This window comes from Methylobacterium sp. A49B (assembly GCF_053346215.1).
The window spans coordinates 1-17,545 of the sequence record NZ_JBKFBO010000029.1 but is presented as its reverse complement, the minus strand read 5'-3'; the positions used below and the strand labels follow the sequence as shown (position 1 = coordinate 17,545).

Here is a 17,545-nt window from a genome sequence, read left to right as displayed (position 1 = left end):
TCTGAAACATGATTTGTCGATTTCTGAGGTTGCGAGAGTTCTGCTAGAGTTTTGGCTAGAGCGCCATTTGGCTGCGCCTCGCGGCTCTTGCGGCGGATTTCCTCCAAAGCCTTGAACGGATCGAACAGGGGCAGATCGCTCATTGCTGTCCGGCCTCCCCGACGATCCGGTAGGTCTCCTTGAACCTCTTGCCGCCGATTTCCTGTTTCCCGGCGGGCTCCAGCCACCCGAAGCGCACCAGCGCGTCGACGCGGCGGTGGACCGTGCCTGCGTCACCCCGGAGGTGCTTCGGTGCGAACTGCTGGATGAGTGTCGGGGAGATCAGCTTGCCGATACCCCACGCCTTCGGGTCGGCTAGCCATTCGGCGAGATCGTTCTGCGCGCGTGTCTCAGGATCGAGGATCGCATGCCCAGTGATGCGTAGGGCCTCCCGCAGGTAAAACATCCCGATCGCGCAAGCCGCGGCCATCGTTTCGGCCGAGACCGCCGCGTCTAGGGTGCGGGCTGGCCCGTTGATCCGGCTCAGGCGAGCCACGTCCGGCGCGGCGAATAGCGTGAGGATACCGGCGATGCGCGCCACGTTCTCGGCGATCTTGCCTGCCGCCGACGACACCGGCCGCCACGCCTTGCCCGGCCCGTTTTCGTCCTCAATCGACTGGCCGAACTGCCGGAACAGGGTCCAGGCGTCGGGCGCGAGGTCCAGCACGGGCGGGACCAGCTCGTTCCGCGCGCCCTCGCGGATCGGCAGCCCTACCTCAAGGCAGCGGCGGCACTGATCTTGGAAGGCGATGAGGCGCTGATCCGTGCTCGGGTTGGTCGCGCGGAACACTCGGAAGCCGATGGTGCTCTCGGGGAACATCACCAAGAACCGGCCGACGATGCCTTGGTCGTTGGCCAGTTCGTCGCCAACGAAGGTCGAGGCGACCCGCGGCTGGGCAGCGAGGCTGATACCGACCCGGCGCCCGACAAAGGTCTGAGCGTCCGCCGCGCGCACCCGCTGAGCCGAGCCGTTGTCCCAAAGCTTCGACAGGCCGGTGACGGTGCGTGTCCGGGCCTCGGGACCCATCCCGTGTCCACCAAGGAACTGCCCGGCCTCGGATGTGAAGATCCCGACACTGGCCCGCCCGACCCGCAGCAGGTTGATGAGCCCTTCGAGGTTCGGCTCCTCCGCGCGGATAATGGGCGTGACCGGCGGGATCGGTTCGCGCAGCGCCAGCAGACGGCTCTCGCGCTCGGCCCGGTCGATCTTGGTGTCGCGCTCGATTTTCTTCTTCTCGGCCTCGAACGCCGCCCATGTGGCTCGGAACCGGCGATCCTCCTCGGCGTGCTCCAGTCGCAGCCGGGCTTCCTCATCCGCGACCGCGCGCAGGGCAAGGGTATCGCAAGCCGACTTGCGCTCCCCCGACACTGCGATGGCCAGCATGAACAGGGACAGCGGTACCGGGGCGGGCAGGCCCTCGACCTTGATGTCCGCGAGACCCTGGCAGACCAGCATCGCGGCGGAGAGCACGCTATGAGCGCAGAGGGAACGGGGCGCCTGGACGTGCTCCTCAAGCGCTTCGACGGCGGCGCGCATCACGGGCGGTAGGGCTTCGATCGGGAACGGGGGCGCCGCGCTCATTGCGGGCGCGATCTCCAGGCGGTCGCGCTCGACGAAGGGCTGTCCACCCGGTCGCCCGGCTCCCTGATGCCCCCGCGCGCCGAAGGGCTCCCGGCGGATGCGGTTCAGAGCCTCGGCTGTCCCGTTCACCGGCATGCCGCAGCGTCCTCCCGCACCGTGTCGTTCAGGTCCTTTGCCCCCTCCGGGGGCCAGACGATCTCGACGTTCCGCCCGGCGTCGTGCCAGCGCTCGCCCACCCGTTCGATCACTCGTTCGCTCGCGCCGCCCTCGTCGTGCTCAGCCAGCACGATCAGGGTGTGGACGCCGTTGAGGACCGGCAGCGCGCCGATCGCGCCGGAGGACCCGAGAGCCCAGGCGGGTTTGAGCCCGAGATACTGACGGGCCGTCTGGACGGTCTCAACGCCCTCGCCGACGATCAGGAACCCGTTCACCGGGTCGAGGCGGTCGAGCATGACGGCGCAGCCCATCGCGACGCCGAACATCTTCCGCCCGAGCTTGCGACCGGTGGCGTCGAGGGCCGTGCGATGCAGCCCGCGGATCTTGCCCGTGTTGATGTCGCGCAGGGCGGCTAAGATCGTCGGCGCGGTGCGCTCGCCCCAGCGGGCCTGCGGGTGGAAGCGCAGAACCGTCCTCGCGATGTCGTCGCCGATGTCGAGACCGCGACTCCGGTAGTAGTCGGCAGCGGCCGTGCCGCGTGGGTCTCGGGCTGCGCGCCACATCTCGTCAATCCGGCGCTGACGCCACTCGGCCTCGGCGCGCTCCTGCGCCTCGGCCTTCCGGCGCTGCTCCCGACGCTGCATCGCCTCGATTGGGTCCGGCTCGCGGTCCCGGCCCGAGAATTCCTGGCGTTCGCCCAGGACCTCCAGCGCCCTGTCCTTTGCGGTTAGGGCGTCGGCGGCGGTGCCGTTGTGGACGTAGACGAGGAGATCGCCCGGCGCGCCGTACTTCTCGGTGTAGGACGTGCCACGGTCGCTCGGGCCGTGGCCGATGGTCGGGCACAGCAACGTACGCCCGCCGTTCGTCAGATCACCACCGAAGGCGGCCTTCAGGGTGCGGATGCGAACGCTCATGCGACCCCCAGCCGTTCGGCGATACTGTTGAGGGTGCTGGCCTGCTTCGGGGTGAGGCTGAGCCCGCGTTCAAGCCGCTGGCCGATGCTGAGCAGGAAGCTCGCCTCCCACTCGGAGAGGCGCCCCGCGCTGGCATTCTGGCACCGGACCACGAGGTAACGGTGCGCGCCGGACCCGCGGGGTTGCCGACCCACGTCGCGCCACGCTCCGAACGGGTAGGCCGCCGGTTCCGGTCGCGGCGTGCGCTCGATGTACCGGATGGTCTCGCGCGGCTTCTCGGCGATGTGGGCGGCGAGATCGTTCAGATCGCACCCGTTCGAGGACAGGGTGCTCCGGAGAACGGCCGCCGCCGTCGTCACGACGTGCGGGTTGTCGCTGCCGAACTGGCCGATGATCTTACTGACCTTCACGGCCAGCGCGTCGGAGAGCGCCGTCATCGGGCGGTCCTCCATGTCTCAGGGATCGACCCGTAGGCCAGCCCGGCAACGACTCCAGCCAACTCGCGGCTGTATCCGAATTGTCGTGCGATCTTAGAAGCTTGAAGCGTGTGGGGCTGCGCGGTATACTCGGAACTGTCGCCGACCAAAGTGACAATTCCGAACCCCGCCTGGGCCCCGCGCTCATGGCGGGGTTTCGCGTTCATAGGTGTCCCTTACTTCCGTCGCGGATTTGCGCCATAAGTGTTGCGCCGCGCCTGGAAATGTGTCAAGGACATTCCGCGCGGATTTGCGACAGAAGTTTTCATGGACACCGCCGCATGACCGACGAAGCGCCGCAACCGAAACGGATGGGCCGTCCGCCGAAGCATCCGGATCAGGGCAAGAGGCCCAGCCTGTCGTTGCGTGTGTCCCAAGCCCTCTACGATCAGATCGCTGCTGCTGCCGCGGAGAATGGGCGATCACTCAGTGAGGAAATGGAGGCCCGAGTTACGGATGCCTTCAACCAGTCTCAGCCTGAAGCAGTCGAGAAAGCGGAAGCTGCCGCTCGGGCCGCCCTTGATGAGGAGTACGTTGAGTTTTTCGGCGGTCGCAACTTGATGATGATCGCTTTCTCGGAGGGTGAATTATTCAAAGAGTCGTTGGCTGCGACATACGCCGAGTGGAACACAGAAAATCCTGAGGCGATTACAGATGCATTCGTGGCCGCGCTTTTGGATAAAGTCGTAGCTGGTCAACGTAAAATCATCAACGAATGGTACGATCGAGTGAAACTTGGACGACTTCTTCAGACGGCGGATCTCGACAGGTTTTTCAATGACATGACGGCGTTGCTTGATACGCCGCAAGGTAAGCCCCTCAGGGATGCTCTCTACGACAAAATCGGCGGCTTAAGCAGTCGGCAGAAGCAGAAACCGGACAGAGGTGGTGACGATGGGCAAGCCTGATCAGCCAGAAGCGTACCTTGATCGGCCTTCGTCTGATCGCGGGCCGTTGCGGGTGACCTCAGGCAGTACGTCGCCGATCCGAAGAAGCGTCACGATTGTCCCCAGTTCGGCTGCGGGTCACAGCACTGATGATGTCGGGCTCATCTTCCGAGGCACCATTCGCCAAACCAGAGATGGAGATGCCTGATGCCTCGCGGGCGTGTCGATCAATACGGCGTTCACTCGGATAACCGGCCGGACTCCTTGCGGTACAACCAGACCGCGCACGAATTCGAGACAGGTGGCCATAGGTACAAGTGCCAGCCGCTGGCGCCGTTGGAGGAGATCCACATCGCGCGCCGATTGGCCCCCGTCATCCTGAGCGCGCTCAAGCCGGAGGGCGGTCGCAAGCAAATCCTGGCGCGGCTGGCGAAGTTCGCCAACTTGGCTTCCGTCGAAGGCGAGGATGCTCCCGTTGAGGTCGCCAGCGATCAGGTCATGACCGATGCATTGGACCTTGCCACCAGCATCTTTGAGGCTGCGGCGGCGACCGAAGAAGCGTCGATCGACCTCATCATCCGGAAGTGCGGCAGTAAGATCTGGCGCACTGCGGAGGGTGGCGGCGGACAGCCAATCTGGGACGCCCGCAACGACATGCCCGTCTACCGAGACCTCGACGGGTTCAAGGTGTTGGCGCTCGTGTCGCGCTACCTGTTCCTGGAGTTCGGGGAGGCGATCGGGGACTACATCGCGTCTCTCGACCTGAAACCGGGTCCCGTTCTGGCCGCGGCTGCGGGTCTGTCCGCCCGCCCGCCCGGCGCGCCGGGGAGCATCTGATCATGGCAATCGGCATCTATCTCCGAGGCGGCCCCTTCCGGGTCGGCATGTTCATCCCGGACGTGACGATCGAGGCGGTCGGGCAGGACGCGCTGGGCATCACGGGCGCTCCGGTGGAAACCGGGGCCACCATGACCGATCACTCGTTCAAGCTGCCCGTGCGGCTGGAGATGGTCGCCGGATGGTCGGACTCGGCCGCCGGGTACGACGGCTACATCAACGAGATCTACCGGAAGCTCCTCGCGCTCCAGGCCACGAGGCAGCCGTTCGAGATCTTCACGTCCCGCCGTCGCTACCCGAACATGTTGATGGAGAGCCTGACCGACCCGATCAGCGCGAACACCTACTACGCGATGATCCCGCGGATCACCTTCCGCGAGTTGATCATCTCGCGGACCCAGATGAACAGCGGCGCGACGACAGCGGGTGTGGGTGAGGGTGCTCCTGCCGGTACGCAGCCCGTCGTCAATCAAGGCGAGGTCCAGACGCAGAGCGTCGGCTCCCAGGTGTTCGCGGGCGCCTACAACCCGGGCGACTACAGCGGCGGGACGGGGCCCGGTTCGTTCAACCCCGGCGGGTTCAACCCTGACGGCGGCACGGTCGCCAACGGCAGCTTCGGTCTCGGGCCGCTGCCGGGGAGCCCGGCGCTGGACCCCAACCTCAGCGGCATCAGTCCGCCCATGTCGATCACCTTGCCGGAGATCAGCGTGACCACGGTCGAGGGCATCGGCGGTCTCCAGGGTGCCGGTCCCGATCAATACTCGATCTTCGGAGCAGGCCCGTGAGCGGCAAGCCTCAAGAAATCCCGATGCAGCCCGGCAACCGCATGTTCTCGGTGGAGCTTGCCGGGAAGTCGTACCTCATTCGGCAGACGTGGAACGATGCCGATCCCTTCAGCGTGGGCGGCGGCACCTACTACATCGACATCGGGGACGCCTCCACGTCCGCGACGTTGATCGCAGGGCTTCCTCTGGTCCCGGGTTCCGACCTGCTCGGCCAGTTCGGCTACATGGAATTCGGGGGCTCCCTGGTCGTGACGAGCGACCACAACTCTGGTGACCCTGTGACCTACGATGGTCTCGGGACCACCTCGCACCTCTACTTCGTGCCGGATTAGACCGATGAGCGGCGATCCCGGCAGCCACGACGCGGCTCAGGCCGCCCTCGGCAACCAGCCCAGCATGGAGCAGGTGATCCGGGCGGTCGTTGAGGCCATGCGCGCGGAGACGTTCACCAGCCTGCCGGTGATCGTGACGAAGAAGTCGGACGACGGGCACACCATCAGCGTCAAAGCCGCGGTGAAGATCCCGCAGCGTCAGGACGACAACACCGTCACCTACGTCGAGCTGCCCGAGTTCACCGACATCCCGATCAACTGGAGCGGGTCTGGCGGGATCACGCACACGTTCCCCACCGCGGTCGGCGACGAGGGCTGGATCGACTTCAGCACGCGCGGCCACGGGTTCTGGCGCTCGAACGGCGGCGTGCAGCAGCCGCAGGACGGCGAGGTCAACGGGTTGGCGAGCGGTCGCTTCCGGCCGGGGGCACGGTCCGACCCGCGCAAGCTTCAGGGCGTCTCGACCTCCTCAGCCCAGACCCGCACCGACGACAAGAAGAGCCTTCACGACGTGTCGCCGACCGCGATCACCACGATCCGGGACGGCGCCGCGCATCAGGTGAACGGGATGGCGGTGCAGACCGAGGTCGGCAACTCCCAGCACCACGTCGATGCGACCACCATCCAGCAGGTGACGCGGAAGTTCCTCCACAACTGCGGGATCGGCTGATGGCTGGCGGCGTCTCCCTCCCGACCGTTCTTCAGCTTCTCGACGGCACGCCCCACAAGAAGGTGGCGACCGCGGTGTTCGAGAATTTGCCGCTCGCGAAGCTCCTCCAGGGCGGCGACATGTCGGGCCTGCTCAAGAAGGTGCTGGCGGACGGCAACCTGTCCTCGGTGCTCCAGAACCCGATGGCGGGTCTCACGCAGGGGCTACAGGGCCTCGCAGGGCAAGCGGCTGCCCAGCTTCAGTCGGCGATCGGTTCGGGCGCCAGCGGCCTGATTTCGGCCCTCACGGGGGCATCCGGGCTGACCAGTGCCCTGTCGGCCCTTCAGGCTGCCGGTGACAACCTCGTGGGCCTGACGAACGGACAGGCCGGGCTCATGGCGCTTGCGGGCCACGATAGCCTGCTCGGCATGCTCGGCGACGCCGCCCCGGCGGCGATGGCGTTGTCCCGTGTTCTCGGGCCGACCGCCTCGGGGGATCTGTTGAACGGGATCACGTCGTCGTTGCCGACCGTGGTCCAGAACGTGATCTCCGGCAGCATGTCGATCGCGGCGGCGACCTCGTGGGTGCAGTCTCAGATCGCCAACGTCACCAGCGTAGTGTCGGCCAGCGCCGATGCTCTCGCCCAGGGTGCCGCCATGCAGATGCAGGCGTCGGCCGTGAGCACCGTGGCGGGCTTGCTTGCGCCGATCGGCGCCGGGGCGGCGCAGACCCCGCTCCAGGCCGCGCTGAGCACCTTCGTCCAGCCCGCCGCCCGCACCGCCATGCTCTCCGCCCTCGCGGCGCAGGTGGCCGCCGACACCCACGCGCCCGTGGACACGGCCGCCATGACCTCATTGTCGGAATAGGAGATCGCCTTGAGCACGGCCGCCGCGACCCGCTTCATGATCGGCACGGACACGTTCCGGCACGGCACGCTGAGCGCCGCCGACGAGTTCCACTGCGTCCGCCGGGTCGCCCCGGTGGTGAAGAACACGGGCGCCCTCGTCACCGCGCTGGCGGCCAAGGACGGGGACGGCGCCGAGCGGGTCGCGGGCGTCATCGAGGGCAGCGCGCCGCTCTTCCAGGCGTTCGCCGACCTGACCGAGGACGACTCGAACTACGTGATAGCGCGCTGCATGGCCGCCACCGAGATGCTCGATGGTGAGACGTGGGTGCCGACGTGGGATCAGGAGATCCAGGCTCCGGCGGTCGAGCGCCTGCGCATGATCCACGTCCTGCGGATCTGCTACGCCGTGCTCCGGGACGCGATCTCGGTTTTTTTTTCAGACGCGCTGTCGAGTTTGACCGAACTCGGGCTTCTTCGGCGGGCTACGATCCCGTGAGGCTCCCCGACGATCTCGACTGGCTGCTGTGGCCCGTCATGGCCGAGCCGCCGATGTGCTCCTACCGTGATCTTCACGATGGGACCCTGCGCCTCGCGGACGTGGCCCAGATGGTCGATGCGCTCGCGGCGCGGGATGAGAACCGCCGCCGCGCTCATCGGGCGGCTGAAGCCGAAGCCGCGCAGCGGAGGCCGTAGAAGATGGCCGACAACTACCTGCGGGTCTGCCGCCTGATCACCGGGGGCAAGACCTACGACCTGGACGACATGCAGGTGCAGTTCCTTGTGCGTCAGAAGCGCGTCGCGACCCCAGCCATCGCCGAGATCCGCATCCTCAACCTGTCGGACACGACGAAGAACGCGATCTGCCGCCAGAACCAGTCCGTGATCTTGGAGGCGGGCTACCAGGACCACTACGGGGCGATCTTCAAGGGCACGATCAAGCAGGGCAACCGCGGCAAGGTGAACGGCACCGACACCTACGTGGACCTGTTCTGCGGCGACGGTGATCAGGCGTACATCAAGGCCCAGGTGATCAAGACGCTGCCGAAGGGCTCGACCCGGCAGGACGTGGTCAACGAGTGCCTGAAGGCGTTCGCGCCCTACGGGATCTCCAAGGGCTTCATGTCGGCGAAGCTCAACGACGGCTTCAAGTACCCGCAGGCGGTGCCGTTGTTCGGGCTGGCGCGGGACATCATGCGCCGGGTGGCCAACGACATCGGGGCGGACTGGAGCTTCCAGTCCATGAAGCTCAACGTCGTCCACAAGACCGAGGCGATGCCGGGCGGCGACATCGTCCTGAACAGCAACACCGGCATGGTCGGGCGCGCCACCCAGACCTTCAACGGGATCATCGTCCGCACGCTGATCAACTCGGCCATGTACAAGGACCGGATCGTGAAGATCGATGAGAAGTCGATTGATCAGGCCGCCCCGGACCCAGCCTTCGGCTACAACAACCCGAGCAACGCCAAGCTCCCGAGCATCGCGGCCGATGGCCGATACCGGGTCTACGGCGTCGATCGGACCGGGAGTATGCGCGGGAACGAGTGGTTCGACACCCTCTACTGCGCCGCCGCCTCGGGGGACTCGTTCCTGCCGAAGGCCCTGATGGACTTCCAGCAGTAGGGCGGGGGATCGATCATGAGCGACATCATCAAGGAGTTCCTCGTCAGCATCGGCTTCGCGGCCGATGAGTCCACCGCGCGGAAGACCGAGGACCGCATCAAGCGGGTTGAGGACACCGCCAACAGGTCCGAGCGGTCCCGCACCCGAACTGCGGCTGAGCAGGCGATGGCGCGTGCTGCGGCGGCCCTGAAGGCGGCCGGGGTTGAGAACGCCTCGGTCGCCCAGATCATGGCCAAGCGGGACGAGATGGCCAAGGCCGAGGAGGGGCACGAGAAGCGGCGGAAGGAGTACGACGCCCGGCAGGCGAAGGCGCAGGCCAACGCGGTCGCGGGGATGCGCACCCTGGTCAATGTAGCCGCGGCGACTGCCGTGGCGGTCCAGTCCGTGACCATCGCGCTGGCGGGCTACGCCACGCACGTCGCGGCGAAGCTGGAGGAGTTGGCCTACGCGAGCGAGCGCACGAAGTCCTCGGTCCAGGACCTGAAGGTGTTCGCCCAGGCGGTGTCGCAGCTCGGGGGCTCGGCCGGTGGCGCCCTGAACGACCTGGAGAACTTCGCGGCGCGACTGCGCTCGAACCCGCAGGGCTACACCGCCTTCCTGAAGAGTGTCGGCGTCGAGGCCCGGGACGCGCAGGGTAACATCCGGGGCGCCGCCGAACTCTACAAGGAGTTCCGGAAGAACGTCGGCGAGAAGCCCTACGAGCAGCAGTTGCTCTACATGCAGGAGATGGGCGTCTCGGAGCAGACGTGGCGTGCCACCGACCCCGCGCGCCTCGCGGCTGAAGAGGCCCGCTCTCGGGCGAAGTACGCGCGGCTGGGATACGACCCGGACAAGGCCAAGGAGGACGCCAAGGGGCTCCAGCACGCCCTCCGGGACATGTTCGAGAGTATCAACATCATCGGCGAGAAGACCGCGTCCAAGATCTTCGCGGATGTGGGCGACAACCTGAAGAGCTTCACCACCTTCATCGAGCAGCACGGCGACCAGACCGCCGAGATCCTATCCAAGGTCGCCCAACTCGTCCTGGCTGTCTCACGGGCGCTCCTCGAACTGCTCACCAGCGAGAAGGTGAAGGGCGGCCTCGACTGGCTGATGGGCATGTTCGGCCATGTCGAGGAGGGCTCGGGCAAGTGGGTCGCCGACACGGAGAAGATCAAGTCCGCCCTGGAGGCCCTGGCGGTGTTCATCGCCACGGTGTTCGTGGCGAAGATCACGGGCGCGTTCGCCGACATCCTCAAGGAGTTGAAGCCGCTCCTCCTGCTGCTGGCCCCCGTCATGGCCGCGCTCGGCATCCCGATCCTCGGAACTGCGGCGGTCGGTGCTGCGCTCGGTGGCTTGGGCGACCCGTCGAAGTCGGTGAACGGGACGGGCGGCCGTCCCGATGGTCAACTCAACCCCGGTGATGAGCTTCCGGGTGTTGGGGGCGGGACGCCCAGCGAGGGCGAAGGTGCTCTTGCGAGAGCGAAGCGCCTTGGACGCGCCGCGTTGAACGCTGTCGGGCTTGGCGGTGGCGGTCGCATCGGTCGGCTCGCTCAGAACCAGAATGCGCAGGCCATCATCGGCGAGTTGCGGAAGGCGGGCTACAATGACAACGCCATCGCCGCAGTCGTCGGCTCGATGCAGACCGAGAGCACCTTCAACCCGAAGGCGTCCAACAATCAGAGTGGGGGCCATACCGGCTTGTGGCAGTGGGACAGCACGCGCTGGCCCAAGATCAAGAAGTGGATCACGGATCAGGGCGGCGATCCGAACGACGCCGTGTGGCAGACCCGCGCGTGGGTTGCTGAACACAACGCCAAGCCTGGGGACTCGATCTACGACACCGGCCGAACTCAGCGTGGTGGCGCCATCCTGAGGAATAATCCGTCACTCGACGACGCGATCGTCGGCGTGCGGGAGAGTGAGCGCTTCGGTGTAGGTGAAGAAGGCGGGCGGGCCAACAACGCCCGCTCATGGCTGCCTCATGTTCGCGCTCCGAGCCCGGCGCCTACAGCCGCTCCGGCGGCTCCGGTAGTGCCTAATCTCGCAGGTGCTGTCGCGAAGTTCGGGGACGGCATGAACCGTCTGGACATGGACAAGTTCAGGGGGATCGGCGCGGCGACCCAGGGGTTCGACCCCAGTCAGTTCCTGACGGCGCCGCCGGTTGGCTCGACTACCAGCAACGACAACTCTTTGCGGCAGCAGAGCTACACGGGCGGGACCACGAACGTCACGATCAACACCCACGGTGACGTGCGCGAGACCGCAGAACTCTGGCGGCGTCACGGGGAGCGCCAGAAGGCCGACGATCTGCGCTACGCGTCCAGCATGTTCGCTTGAGGAACATCGTCAGGGATCGGTGCCGCCGACCCCTGGGCAGAGCGCGTTGAACTCGGAGAGGGCGGTGTAGTAGCCCGAGGCGCTGCTCCCATCGAGCGGCCCGCTCGCGCCGATGATGATGTACTTCGGCCCGAAGTCGCCTTTGCGGCGGTTGAGCCCAGCGAACCGTAGGGTGTCACCCCAGAGGGTGATGAACCGACCTGTCTGGCAGTTGCCGCGGAGCACGTCGTTGATCCGGGTCTCGCGTAGGGTCCGCTGGACGCACTCGTCCGAGTTGTTCTGCTCGTACTCGGTGCAGAACTCCTTGGCGTTCTCGCGGGTGTGCTGGACGTGGATCACCGCGTTCGGGGTGCCGATACCCTCCACGCCCGTGACCGTCACCTCCATCCCGGCTCGTGATCCGTAGGGTATGCGCCCAGCCGCGATCGTCGGCTCGATCAGCGAGAGCAACACGACGGCGGCGAGGGCGTAGCGCATACCGCACAGGTAGGCATGCGCCCTTGAGGTTGTCGAGATCGGCTTGATGAGCTTCGCGAGGGTTCAGGCCGGCGTCCATACGCTCAAGATGGCGAGCGCCGCCGTAGCTTTCGAGATGGCTTCGTTCTGCCAATCTCCCTGTAGCAGGCCCGCGCCATGTTCGACCCGGGCAAGTTCTACGGCGCGCTGCGCAGCGCAGGCTTGTGGGCACGCGGCTGATCACGCGTGACGCTCAGGCCGGCTTGGTAGGCTTAAAATCAAGTTTTGATCGACAGCACTCGCTTTACAGCCAAGCTCGATTAGGGTGCACCTCTCAACCGGAGGATGCATTCTTGATCCGAGTTCCTCTGCCGATCCTGCTCGTTCTCGCCACCCCGATGTTGCTCAGCGCCGTGCCAGCTTCCGCCACACCCGGCATGCTCAACGCCCAGGGCTGTCATGGTCATCCGCGGCACTGTCACCCGCGTTCCGAATGGCACACCAACCGCCGCGGTCGACACTACGTCGCCGGTCGTTTCTTCCGCGACTGAGGCCGATCCATGCCTGCACTCGATCGCCTCCGGGGACCGACCCGGCTCGTCACGCTCGCCGTGCTCGCCGTGCTCGCTACCGCGCTGCTTGGGCCGGGCGCAGCCAAGGCACGCGGCTCCTGCAAGCTCTTCGCGTCGGAGGAGCTGAAGCAGGGCACCTACACGAACCGGGAGGGGTGCGAGGTCCCGCGTCCCGAGCAGCCGCAGGGGTCGAGTTGCGCCAAACCCCAGGACGCAACGGCGCGTTGCCGGGATGGCGACTGGAGCTTCAGCCAGCATCGCCAGGGCACGTGCTCACATCACCGCGGCGTGGGCTGCTGGGTCGCGGCGGGCCACGACTGCTGCTAGATTGCATCCTGGCTTCGGTCTACGGTTACAAACTCGGAGCGAAGCCAGGAGCCCGCCTGGTCCCCCCGACGGGCGGGCTCTTTCCTGCCTCGCCATGTCAATCGCGCGCTAGCGACGGTCGCCCCCGCGTGGCACCCTTCTGCCATGGCGACGTACAACAAAACCGGATGCGAGGTGCGGATCAACGGCGCGTGGCAGCCCGTGTCTCTGACCGAGGCGCACACTCAACACCGCGCCGCCGAGAAGCGCTGTCCGTCCTGCCACGGCCGCGTTCACACCCAGGGTTCCTACTCGGCGCAAGGGACCGTCGCCATGACGCATCGCCGGGCACACGATGGCTGCCCGAGGATACCCAAGCTGTACGCCGGTACGTATAAGCCGCACCCGCAGGTCGTGGACTGAGATGCGCGGCGAGCTTCGCGGCCCGCTTCAACCCTTCAACCGCGTGTTGCAGGCCGAGTAGTACCCGCCCCCCTTTTGGATCCACTTCGCGCCGCCGAGCGTCCCTGCGGCCTTGGCCGCGTTGTAGCTGTCCAGGCAGGTGTGCATCCGCGCCTTGCCGGCCGACTCCTTCGCGTACTTCGGATCGACCGCGGACGGGTATGCGGCTGAACCGGTCGCGGCGGACGGCGCAGGGGCAGCGGTAGCCGTCGACCTTGCAGTCGGGGCGGTCGGTGCAGGAGCTGTCGCCGACGGCTTCGCAGCACCGGCCGCTACTGGGTTCGGCACGGTTGTGGTCGCAGCATCTGGCGGGGCGCCGCACTCGGCCTTGCGGAAGTCATTCCACCTCTGACCGTTGAGTGTCCCCGCCCGCTTGGCGGCTTGGTACTTCACCGAGCAGTCCTTGACGGACAGGGCGGCGGCCGGGGTGGCAAGCGTGCCAGCGCCAAGTACCAGAACCGCGGCGGACAGGATGAAGCGGGCCATAGCAGGTTACCTCCAGCCTCATCGGAGAGCTATATCGCCACGCTACCCTGGGTGCGATCAACCGGGAAGCTACCCGATCGACCTTAATTAGCCATCTGGGTACGTTCGCCCCGACCGCCTCTAAACCCGCATTTAGGTCACGAACACTGATCACATCGGCGCGATGAAAGACATTGGATTGATGCCTTTCTGACGACGTTAATGATTTAACTCGTAGCTACAGCGTCGGTAGACTGACTTTCGGTGTATGCGATGCAACCCCACAACCGAAGATTGATATCGGCGACCCTCCTGGGAGCGTTTTGGGCGATCGCTTTGACCGGCGGGGCCGTCGCGACTTTGCCAGACACCGATCACATCATCTCGCAGAAGGGCAAGCGCTTCGGACCGCAGGACGTTGCACTCCACGTCGGCGAGCACATCACCATCGTCAACGACGACGACAACTTCGTCCATCAAGCCTACGTCGACACCGAAGAGTTCGCCTTCGACTCTGGTGACATCGAGCCTGGCACCAAGGCTGTGATCACCTTCCCGAAGGAAGGCGACTTCACCGTCCTGTGCGGTGTCCATCCAAAGATGAAGCTCGCCGTTCGCGTGCGGTAGGCGATCTGTTGCCACCTTTCTGCCATGGCTCAGATTAGCGCCAACTTGGCCATTTCAGGGAAGCGCAAACCCGTGTCGTACAGCGCTTCGTGGCCGAGATAGTACAGCGCCAGGAAGGCAGCGAGCGCCCCACCATAGTAGAGCGGCGCCCGGGCGACATCGCGGGCGCGAACGGCCGTCCGGGCATCATCGGCGGCGATCCCGAGCAGCACGACGATGATGCCGGAATGGCCGATGGCGTCGACCTTGCCGAACTCGAAGACCGCCGAGACGAAGATCGCCGCCAGGATGATCGCGGCCGTGCGGCGCACCAGCGGGGTCCAGATCAGCGCGAAGGCCAGGGTGAACTCGATCACGCCGGCAGCCTGCATGAACAGTTCGGGCGTCGCTCCCATGGTCATCTGCGGCTTGGCGGCCAGCAGCGGATCGGTCCACTGCGGGTAGGCCCACTTCTCGACCGACGCCCACATCAGCGTGATAGCGGCAGCCCAACGCACGAGATCGAGGGGCCGGATGTCGAACGGCTTTAGTCCAAGGCCTTGGCAGATGAGGTAGATGGCCACGCCCAGGAACACTGGGTAGTCGGCGAGGTGGAACAAGCCGTACTGCGCGGTGGCGAAGGTGAACAGGAAGACGATGCCGAGGCCGGTGACCGGCATGGTCCGGCGCCAGATCAGGCAGCACGCCATCGCGAGTTGAAGCCACGGGATCCAGGCCAGGTCGGTCTTGAGTTCCGGCGTGAGGATGATGCCGCCGAGGCTCCAGAGGGACACCAAGAAGAAGCCCAGCGTGCAGCGGACCAGCAGCTCAGTATCCGTGCGGATGCGGGATGTGACGCGGTCTAGGGCGTTCATGAGAGCAGCGCCCAGCGGCGTGCCTTCGGCGAGGCAGCCCAGCATCAGGCATACTAGAGCGAGCCCGGTGAGCCACTCGAAATTGGCGCACAGCACCTGTTCGAGGCCTCGCGGCTGGCCGGCGACGTCGTAGGCGCAGAACCACTTTACGTGGGCGCTCGCGGAGCCCGTGCCGGCGAGGAGAAGTAGGGGCGGCGCTGCGAAGCTCGCGAGAGTGCGCAGACCCAGGCAGCGAGGGAGCCTGGGCTCCGTAACCCGAACCATAGTGACCTCGGAGGATGAGGCGGACCGCCAGCCCGCCTACGTATTTCCTCACAAATTAGAGCTTCACACCAACACAATATTAACCTTTGTTATAAAATGGTTAATAGCGTCGATTGGGAGCCGAAACGCCAGCGGTATGGGCTGCGTGTTCGATTGTTGAGCTTTGGTTTAGCGACTACACCCCGCCCATGTCCGACAAGCTTGATGCTCTCCTCGAACGCCTGAAGGCGAACAGCGCACGCTCATCCTGGCGATGGCCGAGCATGATGGTCTGCCCGCCGGGAACGCGATCCGTGCCGTCGCCGAGCTTGAGAACGTGATCGCCGCCGTCGAGGCGGTCGCGGCTGAGGAAGTGGATCGAGAAAGGCGTAATAGCCCCGCAGCGGGTGAGCCGCGGGGCGCTTGAAAGCTACTTGCCGCTCGGCGCCGCACCGCTGCCGGTTGCTCCATTGCCGGAACCGCTGCCTGCGGCTGCACCGGGCGTGCTCACGGGCGGACCACCGCTGGTGCCAGGCCCAGTACCAGTGCTCATCGTACCGGTGCTCATCGAGCCGCTCCCGCCCTCCATGGACTTCTCAGAGTTGCTCTTCACAGAGCCGGGGCTGTTCATGTTGCCTTCGGCGCTACCGCCGCCAGCGGCAGTCTGAGCCATCGCGGTACCCGAGATCGCGAGCGTGAGAGCGGCCGCGAGGGTTAGTGTCTTTATGGACATGGACGTTCCTCCAGACGGATCGGCTCGATCAGTCCAGATTTGAACGTCCTCGGGATCGATATCGTTCACGCGCCAGCGGTGGTGTCGGTACCGCCCCTCTCCCAACCCCGGCGACCGAGGTGAGGGAACAAAAGCATTGTCCAACGCAAAGTGCAGGCAAGATCCTGCTTGTCCGCTTCAAACACGTCGGATAGATGCACCTCCCGGACAGAAAAAAGGCCACTCCCGTAGGAGCGGCCCGAAGTCTAGGGAGGAAACGCCCTTGGAAGGGCAGCGGAACCGCGACGCCATCGCCGTCCCGCATTGCAAACGTAGGCTACCGCATTGCAGCGGACAACCACCTGAAGGTTGTAGAGCCGCACTCGAGCGCATTTCATCAGCGGCCAGGTGCGCTTCCACACCATCGCGCAGCATTGAGCGTGGGTCGGCACCGTGTTGAGGCGGCAAGGCCGTGGGCCGGCGCTCGCGGTCTTCAGTCCCGCCGCATCGCGCCGACCCTCACGAGACTGCTTGACCAAGGCTTCACGGGCGAGCCCCGGTGAACTGGATCGGATGCCCCTGTCATCGCGTGCTTACCCGCTGCGAGCCATATAACGCGCGAACGCCTCGGGCACGCGTCCAAGTAGGATGGATGCTGTAACAGCTGCTTGGAGCGGTGTCGCCGCGTTAGCCTCACGTCCGCTCTCAGCTCTGGGCAACTGCGCCAGCGAGACCACACAAAGGCCGAGAGGTGTGATGGTTCTTTACTGCTCAGCTGGCTCAAAGAAGAAACACCCCAGGAGCGGGCGCTCCCAGGGTGTAGCCGACCTCGCGGCCAGTTTGATCGGGCTGGGGATGCGAAGGTCAACCGGAAGGCTGCTCTTCGGCAGCGAGGGGCGATGGAGAGGACCAACACTCCTCGCCCCGTCACTGCGTCTCCCGGGACAGAACCGGGAACAGCTCGACCGGATCCTAGTAGGAGCCGAACTTGTAGTTCAGACCGGCGCGGACGACGGCGAACTCGTCGTCGCGGCGTCCGATCGGGCTGTAGTAAGCCGGGACGAGGTTGGCGGCATTGACCACCAGGGCGCCCTGGTTGCGGTTGCCTCGGTCCAGGTTGACGTACAAGCCTTCGACCTTGAGCGTCACGGCTGAAGAGCGGAAGAAGTTCAGGAACGAGTCGGTGGGCAGCGCGTACTCGATGCCGCCGCCGACGGCGTAGCCGGTGCGGAAGCTATCGTTGCCAGCGTAGCCACCGAAGGAGCGGTCGGCGCTGCCCGAGCCGTAAGCGAAGCCGCCAGTGCCGTAGACCAGGGTGCGGTCGAAGGCGTAGCCGAGGCGGCCGCGCACGGTGCCGAAGAAGTCGAGGCTGGAGAGGCCGCGCGGGTCGGTGACGTAGTAG

The 17,545-nt window shown here is 65.8% G+C and carries 20 protein-coding genes; 12 read left to right on the top strand and 8 right to left on the bottom strand.

All coding sequences use genetic code 11. The annotated features are described in order from the left end of the window. Positions 1-139 precede the first annotated feature (139 nt). The 3 genes from ACLBX9_RS02950 to ACLBX9_RS02940 are packed head-to-tail and all read right to left on the bottom strand — an operon-like array spanning position 140 to position 3,128. Positions 140-1,756, bottom strand: a complete 1,617-nt coding sequence (locus ACLBX9_RS02950) for a YfjI family protein (protein WP_447717844.1) — start codon at positions 1,754-1,756, stop codon at positions 140-142. After that, positions 1,747-2,691, bottom strand: coding sequence for a DUF7146 domain-containing protein (locus ACLBX9_RS02945; protein ID WP_447717843.1), 945 nt, complete (start codon positions 2,689-2,691; stop codon positions 1,747-1,749). Before ACLBX9_RS02945 ends, ACLBX9_RS02950 begins: the two co-directional genes overlap by 10 nt. After that, positions 2,688-3,128, bottom strand: a complete 441-nt coding sequence (locus ACLBX9_RS02940) for a hypothetical protein (protein ID WP_447717842.1) — start codon at positions 3,126-3,128, stop codon at positions 2,688-2,690. The genes ACLBX9_RS02945 and ACLBX9_RS02940 overlap by 4 nt, the downstream gene beginning before the upstream one ends. Positions 3,129-3,448: 320 nt before the next feature. Here ACLBX9_RS02940 and ACLBX9_RS02935 point away from each other — a divergent pair, with 320 nt between their 5' ends. From ACLBX9_RS02935 to ACLBX9_RS02890, 10 genes are all read left to right on the top strand, one after another. Further along, positions 3,449-4,075 carry an Arc family DNA-binding protein gene (locus tag ACLBX9_RS02935; protein ID WP_447717841.1) on the top strand — a complete coding sequence of 209 codons (627 nt, stop codon included), beginning with the start codon at positions 3,449-3,451 and terminating at the stop codon, positions 4,073-4,075. Between the two features lie 243 nt (positions 4,076-4,318). Further along, the gene (locus ACLBX9_RS02930; RefSeq protein WP_447717840.1) at positions 4,319-4,891 is read left to right on the top strand and encodes a hypothetical protein; all 573 of its coding nucleotides are present in this window, start codon (positions 4,319-4,321) and stop codon (positions 4,889-4,891) included. A 2-nt stretch (positions 4,892-4,893) separates the two neighbouring features. Beyond that, positions 4,894-5,676, top strand: coding sequence for a phage baseplate protein (locus ACLBX9_RS02925; protein ID WP_447717839.1), 783 nt, complete (start codon positions 4,894-4,896; stop codon positions 5,674-5,676). Beyond that, positions 5,673-6,008, top strand: coding sequence for a phage baseplate plug family protein (locus tag ACLBX9_RS02920; protein WP_447717838.1), 336 nt, complete (start codon positions 5,673-5,675; stop codon positions 6,006-6,008). Before ACLBX9_RS02925 ends, ACLBX9_RS02920 begins: the two co-directional genes overlap by 4 nt. A gap of 4 nt (positions 6,009-6,012) precedes the next feature. Next, a complete protein-coding gene (locus ACLBX9_RS02915) occupies positions 6,013-6,678 on the top strand; it encodes a Gp138 family membrane-puncturing spike protein (RefSeq protein WP_447717837.1) in 666 nt (221 codons plus the stop codon). After that, entirely contained in the window at positions 6,678-7,523 is an 846-nt protein-coding gene (locus ACLBX9_RS02910; protein ID WP_447717836.1) for a hypothetical protein, read from the top strand. Before ACLBX9_RS02915 ends, ACLBX9_RS02910 begins: the two co-directional genes overlap by 1 nt. Before the next feature lie 9 nt (positions 7,524-7,532). After that, entirely contained in the window at positions 7,533-8,000 is a 468-nt protein-coding gene (locus ACLBX9_RS02905) for a phage tail assembly chaperone (RefSeq protein ID WP_447717835.1), read from the top strand. After that, positions 7,997-8,197 carry a DUF6889 family protein gene (locus ACLBX9_RS02900; RefSeq protein ID WP_447717834.1) on the top strand — a complete coding sequence of 67 codons (201 nt, stop codon included), beginning with the start codon at positions 7,997-7,999 and terminating at the stop codon, positions 8,195-8,197. The genes ACLBX9_RS02905 and ACLBX9_RS02900 overlap by 4 nt, the downstream gene beginning before the upstream one ends. A gap of 3 nt (positions 8,198-8,200) precedes the next feature. Next, positions 8,201-9,127 carry a phage protein gene (locus tag ACLBX9_RS02895; protein ID WP_447717833.1) on the top strand — a complete coding sequence of 309 codons (927 nt, stop codon included), beginning with the start codon at positions 8,201-8,203 and terminating at the stop codon, positions 9,125-9,127. A 15-nt stretch (positions 9,128-9,142) separates the two neighbouring features. Then, entirely contained in the window at positions 9,143-11,446 is a 2,304-nt protein-coding gene (locus ACLBX9_RS02890) for a phage tail tip lysozyme (protein WP_447717832.1), read from the top strand. Positions 11,447-11,455: 9 nt separating this feature from the next. Here the strand turns inward: ACLBX9_RS02890 and ACLBX9_RS02885 are convergent, their stop codons facing one another. Then, positions 11,456-11,923 carry a hypothetical protein gene (locus ACLBX9_RS02885; RefSeq protein ID WP_447717831.1) on the bottom strand — a complete coding sequence of 156 codons (468 nt, stop codon included), beginning with the start codon at positions 11,921-11,923 and terminating at the stop codon, positions 11,456-11,458. A 539-nt stretch (positions 11,924-12,462) separates the two neighbouring features. Between ACLBX9_RS02885 and ACLBX9_RS02880 the strand changes: the two genes are divergently transcribed. Further along, positions 12,463-12,801, top strand: coding sequence for a DUF3761 domain-containing protein (locus ACLBX9_RS02880; RefSeq protein WP_447717830.1), 339 nt, complete (start codon positions 12,463-12,465; stop codon positions 12,799-12,801). Positions 12,802-13,230: 429 nt separating this feature from the next. Here ACLBX9_RS02880 and ACLBX9_RS02875 read toward each other — a convergent pair whose 3' ends face one another. Next, positions 13,231-13,728 (bottom strand): hypothetical protein, encoded by a 498-nt coding sequence (locus ACLBX9_RS02875; RefSeq protein ID WP_447717829.1) that lies wholly within the window; start codon positions 13,726-13,728, stop codon positions 13,231-13,233. Positions 13,729-13,980: 252 nt separating this feature from the next. Here ACLBX9_RS02875 and ACLBX9_RS02870 point away from each other — a divergent pair, with 252 nt between their 5' ends. After that, positions 13,981-14,334: a methylamine utilization protein gene (locus ACLBX9_RS02870; RefSeq protein ID WP_447717828.1), complete on the top strand. Its 354-nt coding sequence runs from the start codon at positions 13,981-13,983 to the stop codon at positions 14,332-14,334. A gap of 29 nt (positions 14,335-14,363) precedes the next feature. Here the strand turns inward: ACLBX9_RS02870 and ACLBX9_RS02865 are convergent, their stop codons facing one another. From ACLBX9_RS02865 to ACLBX9_RS02855, 3 genes are all read right to left on the bottom strand, one after another. Further along, positions 14,364-15,452: a hypothetical protein gene (locus ACLBX9_RS02865; RefSeq protein ID WP_447717827.1), complete on the bottom strand. Its 1,089-nt coding sequence runs from the start codon at positions 15,450-15,452 to the stop codon at positions 14,364-14,366. A 409-nt stretch (positions 15,453-15,861) separates the two neighbouring features. Further along, positions 15,862-16,164: a hypothetical protein gene (locus ACLBX9_RS02860; protein ID WP_447717889.1), complete on the bottom strand. Its 303-nt coding sequence runs from the start codon at positions 16,162-16,164 to the stop codon at positions 15,862-15,864. Between the two features lie 951 nt (positions 16,165-17,115). Next, positions 17,116-17,545, bottom strand: a 430-nt coding sequence (locus ACLBX9_RS02855) for an outer membrane protein (protein ID WP_447717826.1), incomplete at its 5' end; no start/stop codon positions are given.

Excerpts from the sequence above, each read along its gene's own strand:
- ACLBX9_RS02950 (WP_447717844.1), bottom strand. The coding sequence starts at position 1,756 with ATGCCGGTGAACGGGACAGCCGAGGCTCTGAACCGCATCCGCCGGGAG.
- ACLBX9_RS02945 (WP_447717843.1), bottom strand. The coding sequence starts at position 2,691 with ATGAGCGTTCGCATCCGCACCCTGAAGGCCGCCTTCGGTGGTGATCTG.
- ACLBX9_RS02940 (WP_447717842.1), bottom strand. The coding sequence starts at position 3,128 with ATGACGGCGCTCTCCGACGCGCTGGCCGTGAAGGTCAGTAAGATCATC.
- ACLBX9_RS02935 (WP_447717841.1), top strand. The coding sequence starts at position 3,449 with ATGACCGACGAAGCGCCGCAACCGAAACGGATGGGCCGTCCGCCGAAG.
- ACLBX9_RS02925 (WP_447717839.1), top strand. The coding sequence starts at position 4,894 with ATGGCAATCGGCATCTATCTCCGAGGCGGCCCCTTCCGGGTCGGCATG.
- ACLBX9_RS02915 (WP_447717837.1), top strand. The coding sequence starts at position 6,013 with ATGAGCGGCGATCCCGGCAGCCACGACGCGGCTCAGGCCGCCCTCGGC.
- ACLBX9_RS02910 (WP_447717836.1), top strand. The coding sequence starts at position 6,678 with ATGGCTGGCGGCGTCTCCCTCCCGACCGTTCTTCAGCTTCTCGACGGC.
- ACLBX9_RS02895 (WP_447717833.1), top strand. The coding sequence starts at position 8,201 with ATGGCCGACAACTACCTGCGGGTCTGCCGCCTGATCACCGGGGGCAAG.
- ACLBX9_RS02890 (WP_447717832.1), top strand. The coding sequence starts at position 9,143 with ATGAGCGACATCATCAAGGAGTTCCTCGTCAGCATCGGCTTCGCGGCC.
- ACLBX9_RS02885 (WP_447717831.1), bottom strand. The coding sequence starts at position 11,923 with ATGCGCTACGCCCTCGCCGCCGTCGTGTTGCTCTCGCTGATCGAGCCG.
- ACLBX9_RS02880 (WP_447717830.1), top strand. The coding sequence starts at position 12,463 with ATGCCTGCACTCGATCGCCTCCGGGGACCGACCCGGCTCGTCACGCTC.
- ACLBX9_RS02875 (WP_447717829.1), bottom strand. The coding sequence starts at position 13,728 with ATGGCCCGCTTCATCCTGTCCGCCGCGGTTCTGGTACTTGGCGCTGGC.
- ACLBX9_RS02870 (WP_447717828.1), top strand. The coding sequence starts at position 13,981 with ATGCAACCCCACAACCGAAGATTGATATCGGCGACCCTCCTGGGAGCG.
- ACLBX9_RS02865 (WP_447717827.1), bottom strand. The coding sequence starts at position 15,452 with ATGGTTCGGGTTACGGAGCCCAGGCTCCCTCGCTGCCTGGGTCTGCGC.
- ACLBX9_RS02860 (WP_447717889.1), bottom strand. The coding sequence starts at position 16,164 with ATGTCCATAAAGACACTAACCCTCGCGGCCGCTCTCACGCTCGCGATC.